Here is an 18381-nt window from a genome sequence, read left to right as displayed (position 1 = left end):
ACCTCCGGTTATCAGCGAGCGGGCGACAGCAGTAGTTCGATCAAACGTCGGGACGTGCGAACCAGCGAGAGGGCTTGTTCGAACTGGGCATCGGGCAGACGTTCAAGCTTTTGTGTCAAAGCAGGACGTCCCTGCAGAGGCAGGTCATAGACGCCCGTCAGTAGCTGGCCAAACAGCGCCGCCGGTAACTGCTGGCGTTGCTCCTGGTTGACGTCATCGTGCAGGCGCAGCAAGGCCGCCAAGATCAGTTGGATACCGATGCCACGGGTGTTGAGTGACGCAGCTGGCTGCGCACAGAGAACAAACCCCAGTCCGGTCTCTGAGGGTTCGACCAACTGCCGGGCCTCGGCATAACTGGCCAGTTCTGCCGCCAGCGCGAGGCAGCTGTTGCGCAACTGATCGACGTCAGTGTGTTCGTTGGGCAGCGCTGCCAAGGCGTCCACTGACGCCGGCCGGTGTGCCGGCGGCTGTTGGGGCGCTGATAGCGCCGATGCGGTATCAGAGGTGAGGGCGTCTCCCGAATCGACGTCAGGTTGCTCACTGCCAGCTGCCGAGGCGGGGGACGGGTTATGGCCGTCGAGTGTCGTGGCAACCTGACGTTCAGCGTGCCGCACCGAATGAGGTTCCAGATCGGGGGAGCCCGTTGATGTCAGTGGCTGAGGGAGCGGTGCTGGCGATAGCGGCGACGGTGCCACCCCTGGAACGCTCACCCCAGTAGGCTGGTCCTGCAGCAGTTCCAGCGCCAACAACCGAGGTGAGCGCTCCAGCGCGGTCGCCATTGTGTCGAGGAGGGCGTCTTGCACCTCGCTGACGTCCAGTTCCCCAATCGCTTCGTCGAATCCGGACAGGACTTCAAACCACAGCGGGCCGAAGCCACTTACGTCCGCCGCCAAACGATTCCAGGTGGCCTGGGCACGACTGCGCAAGGAAATGACGCGTTCGATGGCGTGTTTGCCGAGGCCTGCATAAAGCCGCTGGGGAATGGCGGGGAGCAGGTGGACCAGAGTGTCGAACATGCGACTGATGTGCGGCTGAGAGATCGGGTAGCCGTCCTTGCTCAAGCGGCTTGCCAGTTCACGCTGGCTCAGTGTGTTTCCGTCCTCCTGCAGCAAATCCCTAGCCTTGGCCACGGCCAGCGCTCGTTCAATGAAGGTCAGCGGGCCATGCAGGTCGCTTTCAGCCAGGTGGCCTAGCAGGGCGTGGGTCTCTGATCGCCACGGCCGGAACAGGCAGGAAATGCGGAAAAAGCGCTCGTCCCGCGTCTCCTGCCACAATTCGCCCAAAATGCTCAAACGCGTGTTGCCGCCATTGCTGATGATGAAGTAGCGTTCGTGCGGCCGGCGGGTAATTGACGGCGGCTGGTCCAACCCGCGTTCGCTGATGGACGCTTTAAGCTCCTCGTACAGCGGGTTGCGGATGAACCGCGGGTTGTGATCATACGGGCGCAGTTGCTCCAGGGTCACCACCATCGGTGTATCACAGGCAGGATCTGCCGGTTGCTCCAGACCAGGCGGGCTGGGAAAGTGGGAGTGCTGCAGCTTGCGGGTGATTTCCTCGGAGGTCGGTGTCTTCATGAGGGCAGCCCGGCTCAAGCCACGACCGTGGACGGACGCGGCAGGGTGGTTGGAGAATACTCAGGAAGCGGTCTTGCGCCTGTCCGAGCCGGTCACTGCCTTGTTCAGTTGGCGGCGCCATTGCGGAAATAGTTCCAAGGCCAGGTCACGCATCACCTGAGCGGCTGGACAGCCGCGGCTGCCCCGCACGGGATGCGGCTCGACACGGTGTACCGGCATCCCGAGAGTGGCGGCATTCAAGTAGGCCACGCGGTCCGGAATGACCGTATCGCAGAGGCTAACGTGCACATCGGCGGCGAAAGTCCCCTGCAGACTCTGCATGATCAGGCGCGTATCTCGGCGGTTGAAATTGACCTGGTTGAGCAGCAGTTTCACCGGCGGCAGCGACACCCCCAGGTGCCGGTAGGGCTCCAATTCCTCGAACAGCCCCAGAGTGCCACGGCGCAACTCTCGCGCCGCAAGCATCTCGGGCGGCAAGGGGCACAACGCGCAGTTTGAGGCGAGGATGGCCATCTCCACGACGACGCTGCGCGCGCCCTGGGTGTCCACGACCAGCACGTCGTAGCCATCGGCAAACGCCGGCAGCAGGTTACGCAGGCGCAGGCGCCCATCGGGGGCGTGCAGTAACAAAGTGTTGAGGTGACCAGCACGGTCATTGGAAACAATCAGATCAAGGCCGGGGATAGCCGTGGCGCTGATGATCTGGTCGGCCACCGTGAGGTTCTGCGCGATCAGCTCGTAGCTGCCGGCGGTGCGGGGATGGGGCAGGGCATAGTAACTGGACAGTGTCGGCTGGCTGTCCAGGTCCAACAGCAGAACGCGCAGACCGGCGTCGGCCAACAAGCCACCCAGGTTGGCGGCGACGGTCGTCTTGCCGGCGCCGCCCTTGGTTGAGATCAGCGAGAGAACGTCCATGGCTTCAGTCCCTGATCGAGAGGCGATCTTGCACCCACTGCTCGATTTCCAGCGAGTCCCAGCCCACCGCGCGGGTGCCGATGCGCCGGCATTGCGGAAACATCCCGGCTTTCATCAGGTTGTAGATATGCGAGCGCTTGAAGCCGGTTTTCTGTTCGACCTCGTCACGACGCATGATGTGGCGATCGGCGGAGGTGGCGATGGTGGCAGGTTGCATGATGTCACTCCTTAGCGCCGGTTGGCGCGTGGTGGGATGTGACCTTCAGTCAACAACGCAAATGGCGGGAAGTCATTGCCAGGCAATTGGTGTAATTGCCTGGCAACGGTGCGCAGGCCTTATTCTTCGTGCTCCAGACAGCGCCGGGCCTCGGCAAATTTCCGATCAAGTGTGGTTTTGCTCAAGCCCCGGATCTTGGCATAGCGTCGAGTGATTTCGGCGATCAGTCCGCTCTGATTCTTGTAGATTGACTGAACCACGCCATCGGGTGACTTGCCGAGAGTGACAGCCAGTATCGAGCCAATAATCAGGTAGAAGAACAGGGTGGAGTCCTCTGGCGGTGGCTCCGACAGGCCGAATCGGGCGAGCAACGCCTGAAGCTGACCGATCTTGGACTCTAACTCTGCGGTTCGCTCGGCATGAGACCGACGTAGCTTGTTCAGTTCACGCAAAGCGACATCCAGTTCTGATTTTTGCGCGAGATGAGCGCCCAGAGAGACGCACTGCGTATGTTCATCAAGGGTCGAGAACAGGAACCTGGGCCTATCATCGGGGTAAAATCGAATGATCCAGCGTCGCAGATCCGAACAGCGGACCGTGAGATAGGCACGATCGACGTCGTTGCCGGGGCCGATCAGATGCCCCAGGTACCACGCTGGCAGCTCACCACTGGCAATCGCGTCGTAGATGCGTTCGGTATAAGCATGTAGGTACGGCCATTGAGGGAAAAGCCCTAAAAGTTTATCGGGGCTGTAGAAGGCCACCGCCAATATCTCAGTTGCATGTTCTGCAAGGTTGCACCAGAGCAAGGCCACTTCGATGGGGTGGTAGTCAGTTTTGAGCGAGAGCATTTGAACATCCTCCCTTGATGTCTCAGTCCATGAGCAGGGCTCTCCCAACAACTGCAATTGGCAAATCGCCTGCGGCCGCGACCCCTATTGAAACGAGGAGTTCAAACTAGCTGGGATCCCGGATCCTTTGGAGACTCGATGTGTGGCTCGTCGTTCATGCAAGCTTGGTAACCGTAATGATACATTTCGCATCAAGGAGCTAATAGCCACCGTCAGCTTGGGCAAACCCATGCGAATAGAGATTTATTTTCAAATAGATGCAGGTGTTCACTTATTCTACGCCAGGAGTTGATCATTTCCGCGCTGTAAAATCCTGTTACAAATAAGTGTTGAACTTGAGGTTCTACAGGCGATTTTGACGGTAGTTCATTCAATCCTGATGCGTAGCGCTCGAATTCAAATCCGTGACGGTCTCTGCGTCCCGCTTCTGCGGCTCAGCAGTTCCTTACTTCGGTAACGGCAGGGCTGTGGCACAATGCCATCTGTCGGCGGGCTAGGTTTCCAATGGACTGCTTTTGGTAGCCTGTCGCTTAATTTGTCGAAGGATCCAGGCGCTCAGGTACTTATGGACAAGGCCGTCACCCGAACCGCGCGATTCACTCATGCCTTAGCTGCGGTGTTCTGCATCATTGTGTCCGCCTGGACTGGCATTGCTCAGGGCCGCGGCGGGGTAGTGCACGTCAGCGGCTATACCCGTTCAAACGGGACATATGTGGCACCCCACTATCGTTCTGCTCCCGATGGAAATTTCGGCAATAACTGGAGCACGGTAGGCAACATCAATCCTTACACAGGCAAGCTGGGGACACTGACATCCCCTCATCAATCATCCGGAGGCTCCTATGCAGCCCCGGTGGCAATTGACCACCCTTCAGCTGCTGTGCAGCAGCCTTCACCAGCACAGCCGGTGCCTAGGCCGAGCAAAGTGTCGTCCAAGCAACATGCTCCTGGATCTCTTCCTGCGCATGCGCAACTGGATTACTCAAGAACAGGTTGGGAGTGTGTCAAAGGCTATCAGCGGGTTGGCGAAGCGTGCAGCCCAGTCAGGGTCCCGCAGCATGCCAAACTCGATTATCTTGGCCATGGCTGGGAATGCGAACGCGGCTACAGAAAGGAGAACGGTGCCTGTTCGGTTGTCGAGGTGCCCCAGAATGCCACGCTGGACTATCTAGGGCATGATTGGCAATGCAGCCGCGGCTACTCGCGCCAGGGGCAACGCTGTCTGGCTCTAGAGTTGCCTGCCCATGCAAAACTAGATTATCTGGGCCACGGTTGGGAATGCGTGAAGGGTTACCGAAAGTCCGGCAGTAACTGCAGCGCCGTGTTGGTTCCAGCGAACGCAACACTCGACTATTTCGGCCACGGCTGGGAATGCGCTAAAGGGTATAGGCGTATGGGGGAAAGCTGTCTGGCGGTGCTGACGCCTGACCATGCAAAACTGGACTTTTTGGGGCACGATTGGGAGTGTGAGAAGGGCTACCGGAAGGCCGGGGATCAGTGCCTTCACTTGCTGGTACCACCCAACGCACGCCTTGACTACTTCGGACATGACTGGGCGTGTAATCCAGGTTTCAGAAAAGCACAAGACAGCTGTGTCGCGGCCAGGCCGTGAGTGCTCGACGGCAAACGCTTCAACGTTCCTGTATCGATCAGACCAGCATTTGATAGCAGCTGGTGCTATCGCTGATCAACTTGCAGCATCGGACGCGGCGTTTTTGCGCAAAAGGTCGAGGTAGTCAGCCCACTGCTGGGCGGCCTCTCTGCGCTGTACCAGCAGTTGCACGCGCATACACGGCGCCCAGCGCGCCCGGCATGCGGTGTGACAGCGACAGCTCCAGCACGATGGGGTCGATGCCCAAGTGTTCATGGGCGATGGTGCGGTAGGTGGCGCGAAAACCATGGGCGGTGATGTCGTACTCCGGCCAGACGTTCTGAAACGATTTGAGCATGGAGGTCGGGTTGATCGGCCGGCCGAGATAGACCAGTGAGTCGAAGACCCAGCCGTTGCCCTCAGCATCCACCACGCGCGTCTTGCGCAGCAGCACCAGGGCCTGCTCGGGCAAGGGTACGATGTACTTGTTGCGGTCCAGGTGCTTGGTTTTGCTGACCACATAACGCCAGTCGGCGCCGACCAGCTCGACGTCCTCCCAGCGCATCTTTACCAGCTCGCCGGGACGCACCGGCAGCATCACCAGCAGGCGCATGGCCTCTGCCACGGCGCCGGCGCTGTGCTCGTCGAGGCGCAGTAAAAAGTGCCCAAGGTCCGCCGGCCGCTCGATCGCCGGGTTGCTGGTCACCACATGGCGAATCTTCAATATCCTCGATATTGCTCAGCGCTAGGAAGCGGGCAGATCAGAGTGAAACTCTGAAGTCCGTTCGCTGAAGTCTCCGGCAACCATTCCGTGCCTTTTAAATCGGTCCTCAGGACTTGCCAGCGGTGTGGCTCGCGATTTGCTATTCAAGTGCACGGCTGCGACAGGAAGCGCTGCAAGGGGAAAACTTCGTGAGTTTTACCCGCGATCAAGCCGGCGGAATGACCAACATGTGCCTGAAGCAAGCCTCAGGCACACCCTCCTCCAGGGCTACGGGGCACTGTCCTTGACCATCGCCAATTCAGGATGCGCCACCAGCTTATCGATGTGTAGCTCCTCATCGTTGAGCCACAACTCGGTCAACACGCGGTAATGCTCCATATCCTTGCAACGCATGCGCAGGCTGTAGTCGAAATGCCCACTGATCAGTCGGCAGTCCAAGACCTGAGGGCACGCCTTGACGGTGCTCTCGAACGCTCGTTGTGCCGCGCGCCCACTTTGATTCGACAACGCTACCAACACCAGCAGCGACAGGCCTGGCGATAGCGTATGGGTGTCAATGATCGCGCTGTAGCCACGAATCACCCCATGGCGCTCCAGCTTGCGTACCCGCTCAAGGCAGGGGCGAGGCGTCAGGTGCACCAAAGTGGAAAGCTTTTCGTAGGTGATGCGCCCGTCATGGCGCAGCACCTCAAGAATTGCTTCATCAATCCGGTCAAGGGTGAAGCTCGCGTTGCTGTCTTTTGTATCCATAAACGGGTCATGTTCACTTCAATCGGTTTGACAGGAATTGCTGCAGCCGTTCACTTTGCGGATTGTCGAGCATAGTGGCCTTCCCCTGTTCCTCCACCAGTCCTTGGTGCAGGAACAACACCTGGGAGGACACCTGCCTGGCAAACCCCATTTCATGGGTCACCATCAGCATGGTGCGGCCTTCCTCTGCGAGCGTCTGGATAACCTTCAGCACTTCACCCACCAATTCCGGGTCGAGTGCCGAGGTGGGCTCGTCGAACAGGATGATTTCCGGCTCCATTGCTAAGGCGCGAGCAATGGCCACTCGCTGCTGTTGGCCTCCGGAAAGGAACGCAGGGTACTGCTCGGCGACGCGTGGTGGAAGTCCGACTTTCTCCAGGTAACTGAAGGCGCGCTCGCGAGCTTGCTGGGCGCTGACACCCAGCACGCGCTGCGGCGCCATGCAGATGTTTTCCAGAACGGTCATATGGCTCCACAGATTGAAATGCTGAAAGACCATGGCCAGGCGGGTACGCAGGTTTTGCAGTTGACGTGCATCCGGGGCCTGCAGCCCGCCGCGGCCATTGCGCAGTTCAATGCGCTGGCCATCCAGGGTGATGGTGCCGGCGTCCGGCTGCTCCAGGAAATTGATGCACCGCAGGAAGGTGCTTTTGCCCGAGCCGCTGGCGCCTATCAGACTGATTACGTCGCCGCTGCGGGCTTGCAGCGAAACGCCTTTCAAGACTTGGTGATTGCCGTAGCACTTATGCAGGCTTTCCACGTTCAACTTGGCTAAGCCTGCAGTGGCTGTCTTCCCCTGCGTGATGGCCGATTCAGAGTGCACGCCGGGGAATTCAGGCGATTGTTTCAGGGACTGGTTCATGACTTAGCCTCGCACGGGAACAAGAAAGCGCATCCACCGACCTTCGGCCAGGCGAAATGCGCCCACCAGGGCAAATGAAAGAAGCATGTACAGCAGTGCGGCGACGCCAAAGGACTGGAAGGTCAGGAACGTCGCGGCGTTGGCATCCCGGGCGATCTTCAGGATGTCAGCCACGGTGGCGGTGAAGGCGAGCGAGGTGGCGTGCAGCATCAGGATCGCCTCATTGCTGTATGCCGGAATGGAGCGGCGCAGCGCCGAAGGCAGCACCACAAAAACATTGAGTTTCCAGCCCCTGAAACCGTACGCACGAGCTGCCTCGATTTCGCCGTGGGGCACATTGCGAATCGCCCCGGCGAAGATCTCCACGGTGTAGGCGCAGGTGTTGAGGACAAACGCGAGCACTGTACAGTTGAAGGCCTGACGGAAGAACGTGTCGAGCACCGTGTTGGCCCTCACGGCTTCGATGCCATAAAAGCCGGTATAGCAGATCAGCAACTGGATATAGAGCGGCGTGCCGCGAAACAGGTAGGTGTAGAACGCCACGGGCCGCGACAACCATCCCAGCGGCGATACCCTGGCCAGGGCGAGAGGGATCGATAGGAAAAAGCCCACCAGCAGACTGATGACCAACAGCCACAATGTCATGCACAGGCCCGATAGGCCCTGACCGTCAGTATAGAGAAATGCCATACCGTACTGCTGCAGCAACTCGATCATGACGTCAGCCCCTTGATACCCGTGTTGTAACGACGCTCCAGCGCCTTGAACAGGCGATTGGAGAGGGTAGTGATCACAAGGTAGACCAGCGCCGCAAGCAGTAGGAAAGACAGGACGCTGTTGGTGCTCTTGCCGGCGTTTTGAGCAGCCTTTACCAGGTCAGACAGGCCAATCAACGATACTAGCGCGGTGGCTTTGAGCAGCACTAGCCAGTTGTTGCACAGGCCAGGCAAGGCGTAGCGCATCAGTTGCGGGAACAGGATCAAGCGAAAGCGTAACGCTCGGCTCAACCCGTAAGCGGTCGCAGCTTCCAACTGGCCGGCGGGCACACTGAGAATGGCTCCGCGGAAATTTTCGGTGAAGTAGGCGCCGTAAATGAACCCCAGCGTCACCACACCTGCCATGAACGGATCGATTTCAAGGTAGCCCAAGCCCAGCCAATCGGTCACATCATTCACACCGATCTGCAGGCTGTAGAAAATCAGCAGGATCAGCACCAGATCGGGCACGCTGCGAACCAGCGTGGTGTACAACGAACCAGCCCCGCGCAGCAGCCCGAGCCGGGATAATTTTGCGCATGCTCCCACCAGTCCAAGTACCAGGCTGAGCAGTAATGACAAGGCGGCGAGTTTGAGGGTCATCCACGTACCCATGGCCAACATCGGCGCAAAGCCGTGCAAGCTCGGCAGGCCAAGGCCTGCAAAGAGTTCTAGGTCATTCACGGGAAAATTCTCTTCGGAAGGAAAGAGAGCAGGGAAGGCCCGATGCGCTGGCCGGGCCGGGTACTCGCCTTACGGGTGGTAGATGTCCAGGTCGCCAACGTACTTGCGCTGGATCCGGTCGAACGTGCCATCGGCATGCACCGCGGCAATTCCCTTATTGATCAGTTCGTGCAACGATTCATCGTTCTTGCGCATGCCCATGGCGATGTCTAACGGCAGCGATGGATCCTGGATAGCCGGGCCTGCCTCAAAACTGGCGCCTTGGGGCGAAGCCAGGAAGTTGAGTTGCGCTTCGAGCTTGTCGGTCAGAGTTGCATCGAGGCGACCGTTGACCAGGTCAGCGTAGTTCTGATCCTGAGCCTGATAAGCCCTGACCTCAGCACCTAGCGGCACCAGCGTGGTGCGGGCATACGCTTCCTGAAGTGAGCCCTGCAACACACCTACTTGCTTGCCCTTGAGGGATTGCGGCGTAGCACCGAAGTCAGCCCCTTTCTTGACCACGACAGCAGTGGGGCTGACGTAGAGACGATCCGAGAACGCGATGTTCTTCAGGCGTGCGGGCGTTACAGCCATGGACGACATCACAGCATCGAATTTACGCGCCAGCAGCGCCGGGATCATGCCGTCAAACTCATTCTGTACCCAGATGCACTTGACCTCGAGCTTCGCGCAAATTGCGTTGCCCAGGTCGATGTCGAAGCCTTTCAACGACCCGTCAGCGGCAACTGATTCGAACGGCGGGTAGGCCGGGAAGACCCCGAATCGAATTTCTTTGGGAGTATCGGCGTAGACCAAGTCAGCCAACAGCGGCAAAAGTGCCAGCGCGAACAATTGTCGAAACGTCACCATGTCAGGTGTCCCTCTCTGTTTTTAGTGGATGTAAGGGCAGTGAAAGTCCGTGAGACTGGTTGTTTAAAATGACTCTTCGGTCATGTTTAGAGTGCATGAGAGCCTTTTGTTATTTTTGTCGTTTGCTGTCACCTCGACTGCCACTATCGGCTGTTAACGAATCCTCGACAGCCGAATCGGCTGGGCGTCGATCGAATTGGGTTGATCAGGCCCGTCTGGAGGCTTCAGGCGCTTTGTCGCACGGTGTGTTCTGTAGGTTTTAGAAGGGCGAACAAATCCTTGGGGTCGTGCAGGTCCGGTACCAGTTCCAGAGGGCTGCCCAAATTCAATGCTTGCGCTACATCGAGCACGTAGCGCAATGCCGAATAGTCCTCGATGGCGAATCCTACCGAGTCAAACAACGTCACCTGCGCAGCCGTCTCACGGCCCATTGCTTCGCCATTGACCACCCGCCAGAACTCAGTCACCGGTGAGTCGACGGGCATATGCTGAATCTCGCCTTCCATGCGGCTTTGCGGCTCGTACTCGACGATCACGCGGGCAGATTCGACGATGTCGCGGTGCAGTTCGGTTTTGCCGGGGCAGTCACCGCCTACCGCATTGAGGTGCATGCCGGGTTCGATCATCTCTGGGGTGAGGATGGTGGCGTAGGCCTTGTCGGCAGTGACCGTGGTGACGATATCTGCGCCGCGCACCGCCTGGGCCACGCTCTGGGCGGTGCTGACCCGAATGCCGGGGTAATGCCTTAAGTTGGCTACCAGTTTCGCCGTGGCCGCCTGATCAATATCAAACAATACGATTTCATCAATGCCCAACAGCGTGTGAAACGCCACTGCCTGGAACTCACTCTGCGAGCCGTTGCCGATCAAGGCCATGCGGCGACTGTTGGGGCGCGCCAGGTAACGTGCGGCCAGCGCTGAGGTAGCTGCCGTGCGGATGGCGGTGGTCAAGGTCATTTCACTGAGCAGCACCGGTGTGCCGGTGTCCACGTCAGCCAGGGCCCCGAAGGCCATCACGGTAAGGCGCCCCTGCTGGGTATTCTTGGGGTGGCCATTGACGTACTTGAAGGCGTACAGACTGGCATCCGACACGGGCATCAACTCGATGACGCCGTCCGGAGAATGGTTGGCCAGCCGTGGGCATTTTTCAAAGTCAGTCCAACGCAAATAGTCTGCGTGAATGTACTCGGCCATTTCGCCCAAGCAGCATTGCAGGCCGTGCTGACGAACCAGTTGGCTCAAGTCCTTGACGTCGATGTAAAGGGTCATGATGGTTTCCTTTTCTAAGGGGAAGGGGTCAGTGCGCAGAGGGCAGGTGGACTTCGGCCAGCATGCAGCGTGCGCTGCCGCCGCCAATTCGCTCGATGTGATCGATGTTCACCACCACCGGGCGACAGTGCCGTTCGATCTGCTGACGCTGTTCATCCTGCAGGGACCGCCAAGCGCTGCGCGACATCACTAACAAGGCTTGGCCCTGGCGGCTGTGCACCTCGAGCATGTTGCCAGCGAAGGCTTCCAATTGGTCGTGGTCCAAGGTCAGAACGTCTTTGCCGGTGCCTTGCAAAGACTGCAATAGCGCTTCGCGTTCAGCCGCAATTGGCAACGCTTCCAGGCAAACCACGGCAAGCGTTTGACCAACGCTCATCATCACGTTGCAGTGATAGATAGGTGCGCCTTGGCGATCGACCGCGTGAAATACGTGGAGGCTGTAGCCCAACTTGTCAGCGAACTCGTGTAGCGCATTTCCATGAGTGCGATTTGAGTGGCAGGCGTAGCTGATGTGATTGACGCGGTCCAGCACCATGCTGCCGGTGCCTTCCAGAAATATCTGGTCTTGTTCCAAGTGGCTGAGGTCGATGGTGCGCTCAACGTTGAAGCGCCCCTTCAGCACATCCAACACGCCTTTAGAACGTTCCAGGCGTCTGTTCTCACCTTCCATTGGGTACAGCACCAAGCTGCCATCAGCGTGGGTACTCCACCAGTTGTTGGGGAAAATGGAATCCGGGGTATGCGGGGCGGGTATATCTTCTACCACCAACACCTCTACCCCTTGGCGTTGCAGGGTATCGACGTAGCCGTCGAACTCCACGAGGGCCATGCGTTGAGTCAGGGCCGGGTCGGTGTCTGGACGCTGGAATCGGTTGCTTGCGGCAGTATCGGGGTTGAAACCAAAGCGCGCGGGGCGAATCATCAGTACGGTGTTGGTAGTTTGCATCGAAGGGGAGTCCATGCGGTGGCAGTGGACTCATTATCGAGGCAAGCGTTTGGCGATCCCGGTCGAGAACGGGTCGGTTAGCAGCCGATTACCGCAAAAAAACGCAAGCTGCGACTGAATCCGTTGCGACAGGGCAGTCGATAGCCGCTCCTGGATTTTTCATGCTTGGCGAGCAGGCTACGTCGGTTAGGGGAAGGCCGGGTTACGTACCGATGTTCATTGGGATAGGACATCCAGGTGCTAGCGTTGGGCCGGAGGATGAGAAGCTGGTCGATAGCGGATGGTGCACGGGGATGGTTAAACTTAAAGAGGCCACCGCCCAGCGACCCGGGCAAACAGAAAGTGGCCCCTGCGCTGGAGCAGGGGCCACTGGTCAGATCCCGTTAATGCGATAGACGCTTATGTCTACCTCCTCCATACCGTCTCCATCAATAGATCCCAAAAAGATATAGTTACTTAGCCAATCATATTTACCCGGTTGGGTTTTGAACGATGGGACGGTGCGGCAATAAAAGTCGGTTTCTTTCATGTCATTCAGCTTCAGGCCCTTGGCTTGTTTGGCAAGACCTGATTCATTGAGGCGCCAAATGCCTGCATTGTGGATAATAATAATCTGACCGTCGTCCGTTTTGAGCCGGTAAAGCGCTTCGACCAAGGTCACCCCGTCATCACGTTCCACCGACATATCGGCGCCTCCTGGCACCACTTCGCCCTTCATGCCGGCGCCCACAAAAGTGCCGCCAATGATTGGGTAATTGATGCGATGACCATCGGCGCCTTTACCCATATCTTCCGGTGGGCCTAGCTTGACGTTGATTTTCATGACAAGTTCATTGCCAATTCGATTAGGCTTGATCTCCGTTAGCCCTTGAGCAGCATTGACGGTATTCAGGCCCATCAATGAATAGAGACCAAGGGCGGCAACCAACCCAGCAGTTTTTTTGACACAGCGGAGCATGATGCAATTTGCATTGAAGGGGCTCATTTGAAGTTTCCATTGGTGACAACAGGTGCACTACCGGGTGGCTAACCCGGTACCGGGTTATTTATTTGAGCGGGTCAGGGCGGCACGGCTGCTTGAGCAGCGTGTTGCAGGCTGGCTGCGCACTGGGAACCGTAACACCAGTGAGTTCACCCAACACCAGGCGCGAAGGGTGCTCGTTGTCATGCAACAGGGCGTTGCGCCCAGGCAGTGAGAACGTGTCGAAGCCATAGCCACCGGTGCGCCCTGGGGCATCGATCCATATACGCAAGCGCGACCCGGAGCGGAAAGCATGGGAGAACGGCGGCAACTCGACTCGGCCCAGCGCCGGCTGGAAGGGAAGCATGGGTTGTATCGCATCTGGTTCGTCGATCCTCCAAGGGCGTAGCGGGGTCGAGCGCTGTGTGTCCAGCTTGCGCGATGACATCCGCAGCCACCCGCGCTGCACATACACTTCCTGACCGCTTGGTAATACTTGAGTCACCGTGACTTGTACGTCCAGGTCCGGCGACATCTGGGTCGACAGCCACAGATCGGCACTGCCTGGGCCATAGGTTAAAAGATCATGCTTCAGCGGCTCGGTGGTATAGGTGAGGCTGCCTTCTCTCCACCCGGGCTTAAGCTCACCCCAGGCGTTGTCGGCCTCGTAAGTATTGACGTCAGGCCCAGCTACTGGATAGTTGTACTCATCGGGTGCTCCAGTGCTTTTACCGTTTTCTACCAGTGCGCCGTGTTCACCCAAAGCAAAAACTACTGGCTTGACTGCTATGGGGTACCGGTCGCGGAAAATGCTCCAGCCGGGCTTGGCTTCTTCGTAGGGTTCATGACGCCCGCCTTGCCCGTCGGACGTCGACTCCTGCCAGACCTCCACATGGGGCTGCTGTGTGAAGCCGTTATCCTGGCCTTTGACGAAGTGGTCAAAGAAGGCAATCAGCTTCTTACGAAAATAATGAGACTCGTACAGATCATGCGGCCCATTGGACTGCACCATCCACAATTGCTTGGGATCGAGGGTGTCCTGATAATAGCCCTCGCGCGCCATCACCGCTTCGTCCTGCCAGCTTTGCATTGACAGAATAGGTACTTGGATTTGGTGGGTACGGTCACGAATGCTGCGCTGTTTCATCCAGTCGTCGCGTAAAGGGTGACGGATCACCTCGTACATCAAAGATGTTGCGCCTATGTTGGTCTGGTTTTTAGCCAGTTGCGCCAGGCAGCGCTGGTCGTGTTCAGACTCAGCGCTGGCCTTGATCGCCTGCCAGCGTTGGTCAACAAACCAGTGCCAGCCAGTAACGAATTCCGGCGCGGGGACGCCACCTGGCGCCCAACTGTCACTCCGGGCATCGCCCAACGTCATACCAGGTGCAATGGCTTTGAGGCTTTTCGGCCGTTCAGAAGCGGTCATCAATTGCGACATGCCGGACCAGGACCAGCCGAACATCCCTGTTTTTCCGTTGGACCAACTCTGGCGCGCCGCAAACTCCACAGCATCACGGCCATCCGTACCATACGCGGGCCCCAGGAAATCAAACGTCCCTTGCGAGCAACCGGTGCCGCGGGCTTGTACTCCCATGACCGCGTAGCCTTGTTCGACCAGTTGCTTATCCAAGTCAACGGAGAACGTTTCGTTGTCGGCTAGGTAAGCAGGGCCCCCAATGCTGCCGGAGTCGTAACCGCTGTAGCGCAGCAAAACAGGGAAGTTGCCTTCACCTTTGGGCAGCAGTACCGAGTAGCGCAACTCGGTCCCATCGGTAGTTTTCAGATAACCCGTCACGCGCTTTGCCCAGAACGGCTGCCAAGTGCGTTCGACAACGGCTTTAGCTGCAATCGTGTCCTGAGCCATTGCCAGTTGGGTGGCAGCACTTATCAGCGCAAAGCTGTACGCGCTGGCCTTGAAGGCTTTTTTGAGAGTGTCTGTGAACATGACATACCTTTAATCAGTGGCGATGGGGTTATTCAAAAGGTCTTTGAAACAGAAGCAACTACCGTGGCTGAGCACACGCTGTCATCCCCCATAATTCCTGCACATTCGGTTTTGGACAGATCGGTATCGACGTAGGAAGCACGCCACGTCATTCCCCATATTTGCTTGCTAAATCCCACCATCCAGTCGTAGTACGTGCTGCGACTCGAACCATCGCGGGAGATATACACATCGTCCTTAGAGTCGGTGATGCCGTAGTGGGTTTCGAACGTCACGTCGTAGGGCAGGGGATAGACGTAGTCCAACGCGGCGACCAGGCGATCGTCACCATGGGGTTTGATGTTATTAGCGTATTTGACCCATAACGTTGCGCCATATGCGCTGAGGTTGCCGACCCACTCGCTGTAGTTGACGATGCTGCTCTTAGGGTATTCGTAATCGATATACATGATCGAGCCCCTAACATCCTCAGTGAGGGGGCGCGAAATACCGATGTAATAGTCACTCTCCCGCCGAGTCTTCAATCCAAAGTCAACGTTGGTGGCAAAGTAGCCAATAAAGGCCCCGCTGCTATGGGTCAACATGGTATCGACAAAAAGTGCAGGGTTGCCTGACGTCAGCGATAGTCCGCCGACACGATAGTCGGTGATGGGGGTAACGGTGATGGCTAAGTTTAAATCATTATTCAGCTCAATGGCGTGGATCGGTAGAGTAATCGAAAATAACGAAACAACGGACAATAGTAATCGTGTTTTTTGCATGCGGCTCCGCTCCGATTGTTATGATTTAAATGGCAGAAAACCTAATTTTATGGGCGTGCTTTTATTGTTGTTTTATTGCAAGGCAGGGGCATTCTTCTGGCGCCCCTATGACGCCTCGTTACTTACGAATATTTCGATTTAGGTGATGCGACGGAGGTTGAGAGCAGCAGCTACTTGCCGCTGCGAACGGCGTTCCACGTTCGCGTCCGTATGCGTTCAACTGGCATCGGTAGTGCCAATAGGGGAAACAGCAGGGCACGTCGGTCATCAGGGACGTACATGTTGGGGTTACTGCGGATGTTCTCGTCCACCAAGGCCGTAGCGTCCTTGTTGGCATTGGGGTAACCGATCGCGTTGCTGACTTTCGCAATTACATCGGGACGCATCATGTAGTTGATGAAGGTAAGCGCTTCCTCCTTGTGGGGAGCACCCTTGGGAATCACCATCACGTCTGCCCAGAGCGGGACTCCTTCCTTGGGCATGCTCATTTCCACCTTCACGCCTTTGCCGGCATTGATGGCCAACTTCTTGGCCAGGGCCACGCCACCGGACCACCCCACGCCAACGCAAATATCGCCGTTTGCCAAGTCCATCCCGTAGCGCGACGAATTGAAATAGGTGATGTAAGGGCGCACGGTGAGCATCAGCGCCTTAGCTTTCTGATAGTCAGCGGGGTCCTGCGAGTGGTCTGGCAAGCCCAGGTAGCGCAGCGCGATGGGAAGGATTTCATTAGGGGCATCGAGGAAGCCGACACCACAGGTGGCGAGCTTTGCCATATTGCTCGGATCCAATACCAGCTTCCAGCTGTCTAAAGGCGCATCTGGCCCCAGGACTTCCCGCACTTTATCAACGTTGTAGCCGATCAGCGTGGTCCCCCACATGTACGGCACAGCGTAAAGGTTACCCGGGTCACTGGTCTTAGCAAGTTCGGCCATGAACGTGTCGTCCAAGTGCTTCCAGTTGCTCAGTTTGCTGCGATCAAGTGGGGTGAATGTACCAGCCTCAATGAACTTGGCCACGTTCGAGCTACTGGGAAAGGCTACGTCATAACCGGAATTACCCGTCAGCAACTTTGCCTCCAGCATCTCGACGCTGTCGAATACGTCGTAGATGGGGCGGATACCTGTTTCGGCCTCGAAGTCCTTGAGGATCTCTGGCGGTAAATACTCTATCCAGTTATAAATACGCACTGTTCTTTGCTCGGCGGCGTGTGCAGACATAGCCAGCAGGCCGGCAAGCAGCACCATCATCGATTTACCAAGAGCTAATTTCATGAATTGTCCTATAGCTTTAGGAGGGGACGGGCTTTGGAATCTACGCATTGAGGTGAGAAGCCAGTGCTCGCATCAGGCGCACGCTATCGGCATCGAACACTCCCTCTGCTTGCGGCAAGGATGACTGTTTTACGATCACCACTTGAGCGGTCATGTCAACGAACAGGTATTGGCCATGGATGCCACCGGCCATCAGGACATTGCTGTGGTCGTTGAAGACATACCATTGGCTGCGATACGAAGCGCCCGGCGTCCACTTTGAGAAATCCGTATTTCTGGCGTAGATGCCTGCATCGCCACCGCAGCTAATACCGTTAATAACCTCTGGGGCCAGTAACTGTTGGCCAGCCAAGGTGCCGCCGCTGGCTAGTAACAGGCCAAAGCGGGCCATGTCACGCAAGGTCGCGCTGAACCCCGCACCGGCTACGCCGCGCCCCCAAGGGTCGGCCATGAAATAACCATCGCGCTGGCAACCTAGTTGGCTCCATAAACGCGTGAGCATCTGCGCACAGGAGATACCCGCCGCACGTTCCATCACCCAGGCCAATGCTTCGGTGGTCGCGGTCACGTAATGAAAGAAACCACCATGTTCGCCGCTTTTGCGCAGTGAAGGTAGAAACTGGTAAAGCGAAGCGTACGCTTTGAATCGATCGGGTGCGGGTAGGAACCCGCAGGCGTAACCAAATTGCGAGCTCTCGGAGTGAGGATCGTCATACTTTTCCGTGTACTGCACTCCTACCGCCATGTCCAGCAACTGTCGAACTGTCGCATCGGCAAACGCCCCGTTGCCGAACTCAGGAACGTAATAGTCGGCCGGCAGTGCAGCATCCAGTATGCCGTCGGCGATCAGTTGCTCGGCCAGCACACCGATCAACGATTTAGTGACCGAAAACATGACGTGTCGGTCATCAGGCTGCTGGCCATTGTAGTACCGTTCAAATACCACCTTGTTTTGGTGCAGCACCATGAACGCGTCAGTGTTGCTGGCCTCTAGATGCTCCGCAAGGCTGATCGAGAGGCCGCAACTGCTTTCAAAGTGGAAATTTTCCAATGCTTGCGGCACTGAGTCCATAACACCGACGCAACCCGCCCCGGCGGCCACCTCAATGGTGGGGCGAAGTTGCGCTAGGTGCCGAAATCCCCAACGGTTGAACGGTGGGCTCATCCAGTTACCCCAAGTGACGAGGCCGGTGTGTGGCGGCGGAAAGCCCTGCATGAGCGGGTTTTCCCGCTGTGGCGCAAGCAGTGCTTCGTGGGCTCTCGCATAATGGCGTGCAAGCACTACGGCTTCGGTTGGGGGAAGGGTTTGACTCATGCTTGTGTCCCTGTTTTTTGCTCTGCATGAAGCAGATGTGTAGTAATAATTAAACCGTTAAAAACCTTTAGTCAATAAAACTTTTGTGTGGAGTAGCTTTGTGGCTAAAATCGCTTCAGTCAAGTCAAGGGTTCTTCAG

Annotated in this window: 17 protein-coding genes and 1 pseudogene; 1 reads left to right on the top strand and 17 read right to left on the bottom strand. The window is 57.4% G+C overall.

Going from position 1 to position 18381, the window contains the following annotated elements:
* Positions 1–11: 11 nt before the first annotated feature.
* The 4 genes from RAM80_RS05210 to RAM80_RS05195 form a co-directional block, all read right to left on the bottom strand.
* A complete protein-coding gene (locus RAM80_RS05210) occupies positions 12–1574 on the bottom strand; it encodes a ParB family protein (protein ID WP_416425165.1) in 1563 nt (520 codons plus the stop codon).
* A gap of 60 nt (positions 1575–1634) precedes the next feature.
* On the bottom strand, positions 1635–2489 hold the full coding sequence (locus RAM80_RS05205; RefSeq protein ID WP_416425164.1) for a ParA family protein: 855 nt from the start codon (positions 2487–2489) through the stop codon (positions 1635–1637).
* Between the two features lie 4 nt (positions 2490–2493).
* Positions 2494–2706, bottom strand: coding sequence for an AlpA family transcriptional regulator (locus RAM80_RS05200; protein ID WP_416425163.1), 213 nt, complete (start codon positions 2704–2706; stop codon positions 2494–2496).
* Positions 2707–2825: 119 nt separating this feature from the next.
* Entirely contained in the window at positions 2826–3557 is a 732-nt protein-coding gene (locus tag RAM80_RS05195; protein ID WP_416425162.1) for a hypothetical protein, read from the bottom strand.
* A 565-nt stretch (positions 3558–4122) separates the two neighbouring features.
* Between RAM80_RS05195 and RAM80_RS05190 the strand changes: the two genes are divergently transcribed.
* On the top strand, positions 4123–5169 hold the full coding sequence (locus tag RAM80_RS05190; RefSeq protein ID WP_416425161.1) for a hypothetical protein: 1047 nt from the start codon (positions 4123–4125) through the stop codon (positions 5167–5169).
* Positions 5170–5244: 75 nt separating this feature from the next.
* Here the strand turns inward: RAM80_RS05190 and RAM80_RS05185 are convergent.
* The 13 genes and pseudogenes from RAM80_RS05185 to RAM80_RS05125 all read right to left on the bottom strand — a co-directional run.
* Positions 5245–5903: pseudogene (locus RAM80_RS05185) on the bottom strand (tyrosine-type recombinase/integrase); the annotation flags it as partial.
* Between the two features lie 236 nt (positions 5904–6139).
* Entirely contained in the window at positions 6140–6622 is a 483-nt protein-coding gene (locus RAM80_RS05180) for an Lrp/AsnC family transcriptional regulator (RefSeq protein ID WP_416425160.1), read from the bottom strand.
* Between the two features lie 13 nt (positions 6623–6635).
* Complete coding sequence (locus tag RAM80_RS05175; protein WP_416425159.1) at positions 6636–7484, bottom strand: ABC transporter ATP-binding protein; 849 nt, start codon at positions 7482–7484, stop codon at positions 6636–6638.
* 3 nt (positions 7485–7487) lie between these two features.
* Positions 7488–8201, bottom strand: coding sequence for an ABC transporter permease (locus tag RAM80_RS05170; protein ID WP_416425158.1), 714 nt, complete (start codon positions 8199–8201; stop codon positions 7488–7490).
* Positions 8198–8863, bottom strand: coding sequence for an ABC transporter permease (locus RAM80_RS05165; protein ID WP_416427417.1), 666 nt, complete (start codon positions 8861–8863; stop codon positions 8198–8200). Before RAM80_RS05165 ends, RAM80_RS05170 begins: the two co-directional genes overlap by 4 nt.
* A 129-nt stretch (positions 8864–8992) precedes the next feature.
* On the bottom strand, positions 8993–9772 hold the full coding sequence (locus RAM80_RS05160) for an ABC transporter substrate-binding protein (protein WP_416425157.1): 780 nt from the start codon (positions 9770–9772) through the stop codon (positions 8993–8995).
* Positions 9773–9996: 224 nt separating this feature from the next.
* Positions 9997–11040, bottom strand: coding sequence for an ornithine cyclodeaminase (locus RAM80_RS05155; protein WP_416425156.1), 1044 nt, complete (start codon positions 11038–11040; stop codon positions 9997–9999).
* Positions 11041–11068: 28 nt separating this feature from the next.
* The gene (ctlX, locus tag RAM80_RS05150) at positions 11069–11986 is read right to left on the bottom strand and encodes a citrulline utilization hydrolase CtlX (protein ID WP_416425155.1); all 918 of its coding nucleotides are present in this window, start codon (positions 11984–11986) and stop codon (positions 11069–11071) included.
* 373 nt (positions 11987–12359) lie between these two features.
* Entirely contained in the window at positions 12360–12971 is a 612-nt protein-coding gene (locus RAM80_RS05145; RefSeq protein ID WP_416425154.1) for a DUF3237 domain-containing protein, read from the bottom strand.
* 61 nt (positions 12972–13032) lie between these two features.
* Entirely contained in the window at positions 13033–14892 is a 1860-nt protein-coding gene (locus tag RAM80_RS05140) for a CocE/NonD family hydrolase (RefSeq protein WP_416425153.1), read from the bottom strand.
* Positions 14893–14924: 32 nt separating this feature from the next.
* Positions 14925–15653 (bottom strand): TorF family putative porin, encoded by a 729-nt coding sequence (locus RAM80_RS05135; RefSeq protein ID WP_416425152.1) that lies wholly within the window; start codon positions 15651–15653, stop codon positions 14925–14927.
* A gap of 170 nt (positions 15654–15823) precedes the next feature.
* Positions 15824–16927, bottom strand: a complete 1104-nt coding sequence (locus tag RAM80_RS05130) for a polyamine ABC transporter substrate-binding protein (RefSeq protein ID WP_416425151.1) — start codon at positions 16925–16927, stop codon at positions 15824–15826.
* Between the two features lie 40 nt (positions 16928–16967).
* Positions 16968–18242 (bottom strand): serine hydrolase domain-containing protein, encoded by a 1275-nt coding sequence (locus tag RAM80_RS05125; protein WP_416425150.1) that lies wholly within the window; start codon positions 18240–18242, stop codon positions 16968–16970.
* Positions 18243–18381: the final 139 nt, after the last annotated feature.

Origin of the sequence: Pseudomonas sp. App30, assembly GCF_047947025.1 — a bacterium.
Lineage (GTDB): Bacteria > Pseudomonadota > Gammaproteobacteria > Pseudomonadales > Pseudomonadaceae > Aquipseudomonas.
This window is presented reverse-complemented; position numbering and strand designations above follow the sequence as displayed.

Bases quoted from the DNA above. Each gene is read 5' to 3' on its own strand.
- RAM80_RS05190 (WP_416425161.1), top strand. From the start codon at position 4,123: ATGGACAAGGCCGTCACCCGAACCGCGCGATTCACTCATGCCTTAGCT.
- ctlX (WP_416425155.1), bottom strand. From the start codon at position 11,986: ATGCAAACTACCAACACCGTACTGATGATTCGCCCCGCGCGCTTTGGT.
- RAM80_RS05165 (WP_416427417.1), bottom strand. From the start codon at position 8,863: ATGTTGGCCATGGGTACGTGGATGACCCTCAAACTCGCCGCCTTGTCA.
- RAM80_RS05155 (WP_416425156.1), bottom strand. From the start codon at position 11,040: ATGACCCTTTACATCGACGTCAAGGACTTGAGCCAACTGGTTCGTCAG.
- RAM80_RS05175 (WP_416425159.1), bottom strand. From the start codon at position 7,484: ATGAACCAGTCCCTGAAACAATCGCCTGAATTCCCCGGCGTGCACTCT.
- RAM80_RS05160 (WP_416425157.1), bottom strand. From the start codon at position 9,772: ATGGTGACGTTTCGACAATTGTTCGCGCTGGCACTTTTGCCGCTGTTG.
- RAM80_RS05180 (WP_416425160.1), bottom strand. From the start codon at position 6,622: ATGGATACAAAAGACAGCAACGCGAGCTTCACCCTTGACCGGATTGAT.
- RAM80_RS05205 (WP_416425164.1), bottom strand. From the start codon at position 2,489: ATGGACGTTCTCTCGCTGATCTCAACCAAGGGCGGCGCCGGCAAGACG.
- RAM80_RS05130 (WP_416425151.1), bottom strand. From the start codon at position 16,927: ATGAAATTAGCTCTTGGTAAATCGATGATGGTGCTGCTTGCCGGCCTG.
- RAM80_RS05145 (WP_416425154.1), bottom strand. From the start codon at position 12,971: ATGAGCCCCTTCAATGCAAATTGCATCATGCTCCGCTGTGTCAAAAAA.
- RAM80_RS05200 (WP_416425163.1), bottom strand. From the start codon at position 2,706: ATGCAACCTGCCACCATCGCCACCTCCGCCGATCGCCACATCATGCGT.
- RAM80_RS05195 (WP_416425162.1), bottom strand. From the start codon at position 3,557: ATGCTCTCGCTCAAAACTGACTACCACCCCATCGAAGTGGCCTTGCTC.
- RAM80_RS05210 (WP_416425165.1), bottom strand. From the start codon at position 1,574: ATGAAGACACCGACCTCCGAGGAAATCACCCGCAAGCTGCAGCACTCC.
- RAM80_RS05135 (WP_416425152.1), bottom strand. From the start codon at position 15,653: ATGCAAAAAACACGATTACTATTGTCCGTTGTTTCGTTATTTTCGATT.
- RAM80_RS05125 (WP_416425150.1), bottom strand. From the start codon at position 18,242: ATGAGTCAAACCCTTCCCCCAACCGAAGCCGTAGTGCTTGCACGCCAT.
- RAM80_RS05170 (WP_416425158.1), bottom strand. From the start codon at position 8,201: ATGATCGAGTTGCTGCAGCAGTACGGTATGGCATTTCTCTATACTGAC.
- RAM80_RS05140 (WP_416425153.1), bottom strand. From the start codon at position 14,892: ATGTTCACAGACACTCTCAAAAAAGCCTTCAAGGCCAGCGCGTACAGC.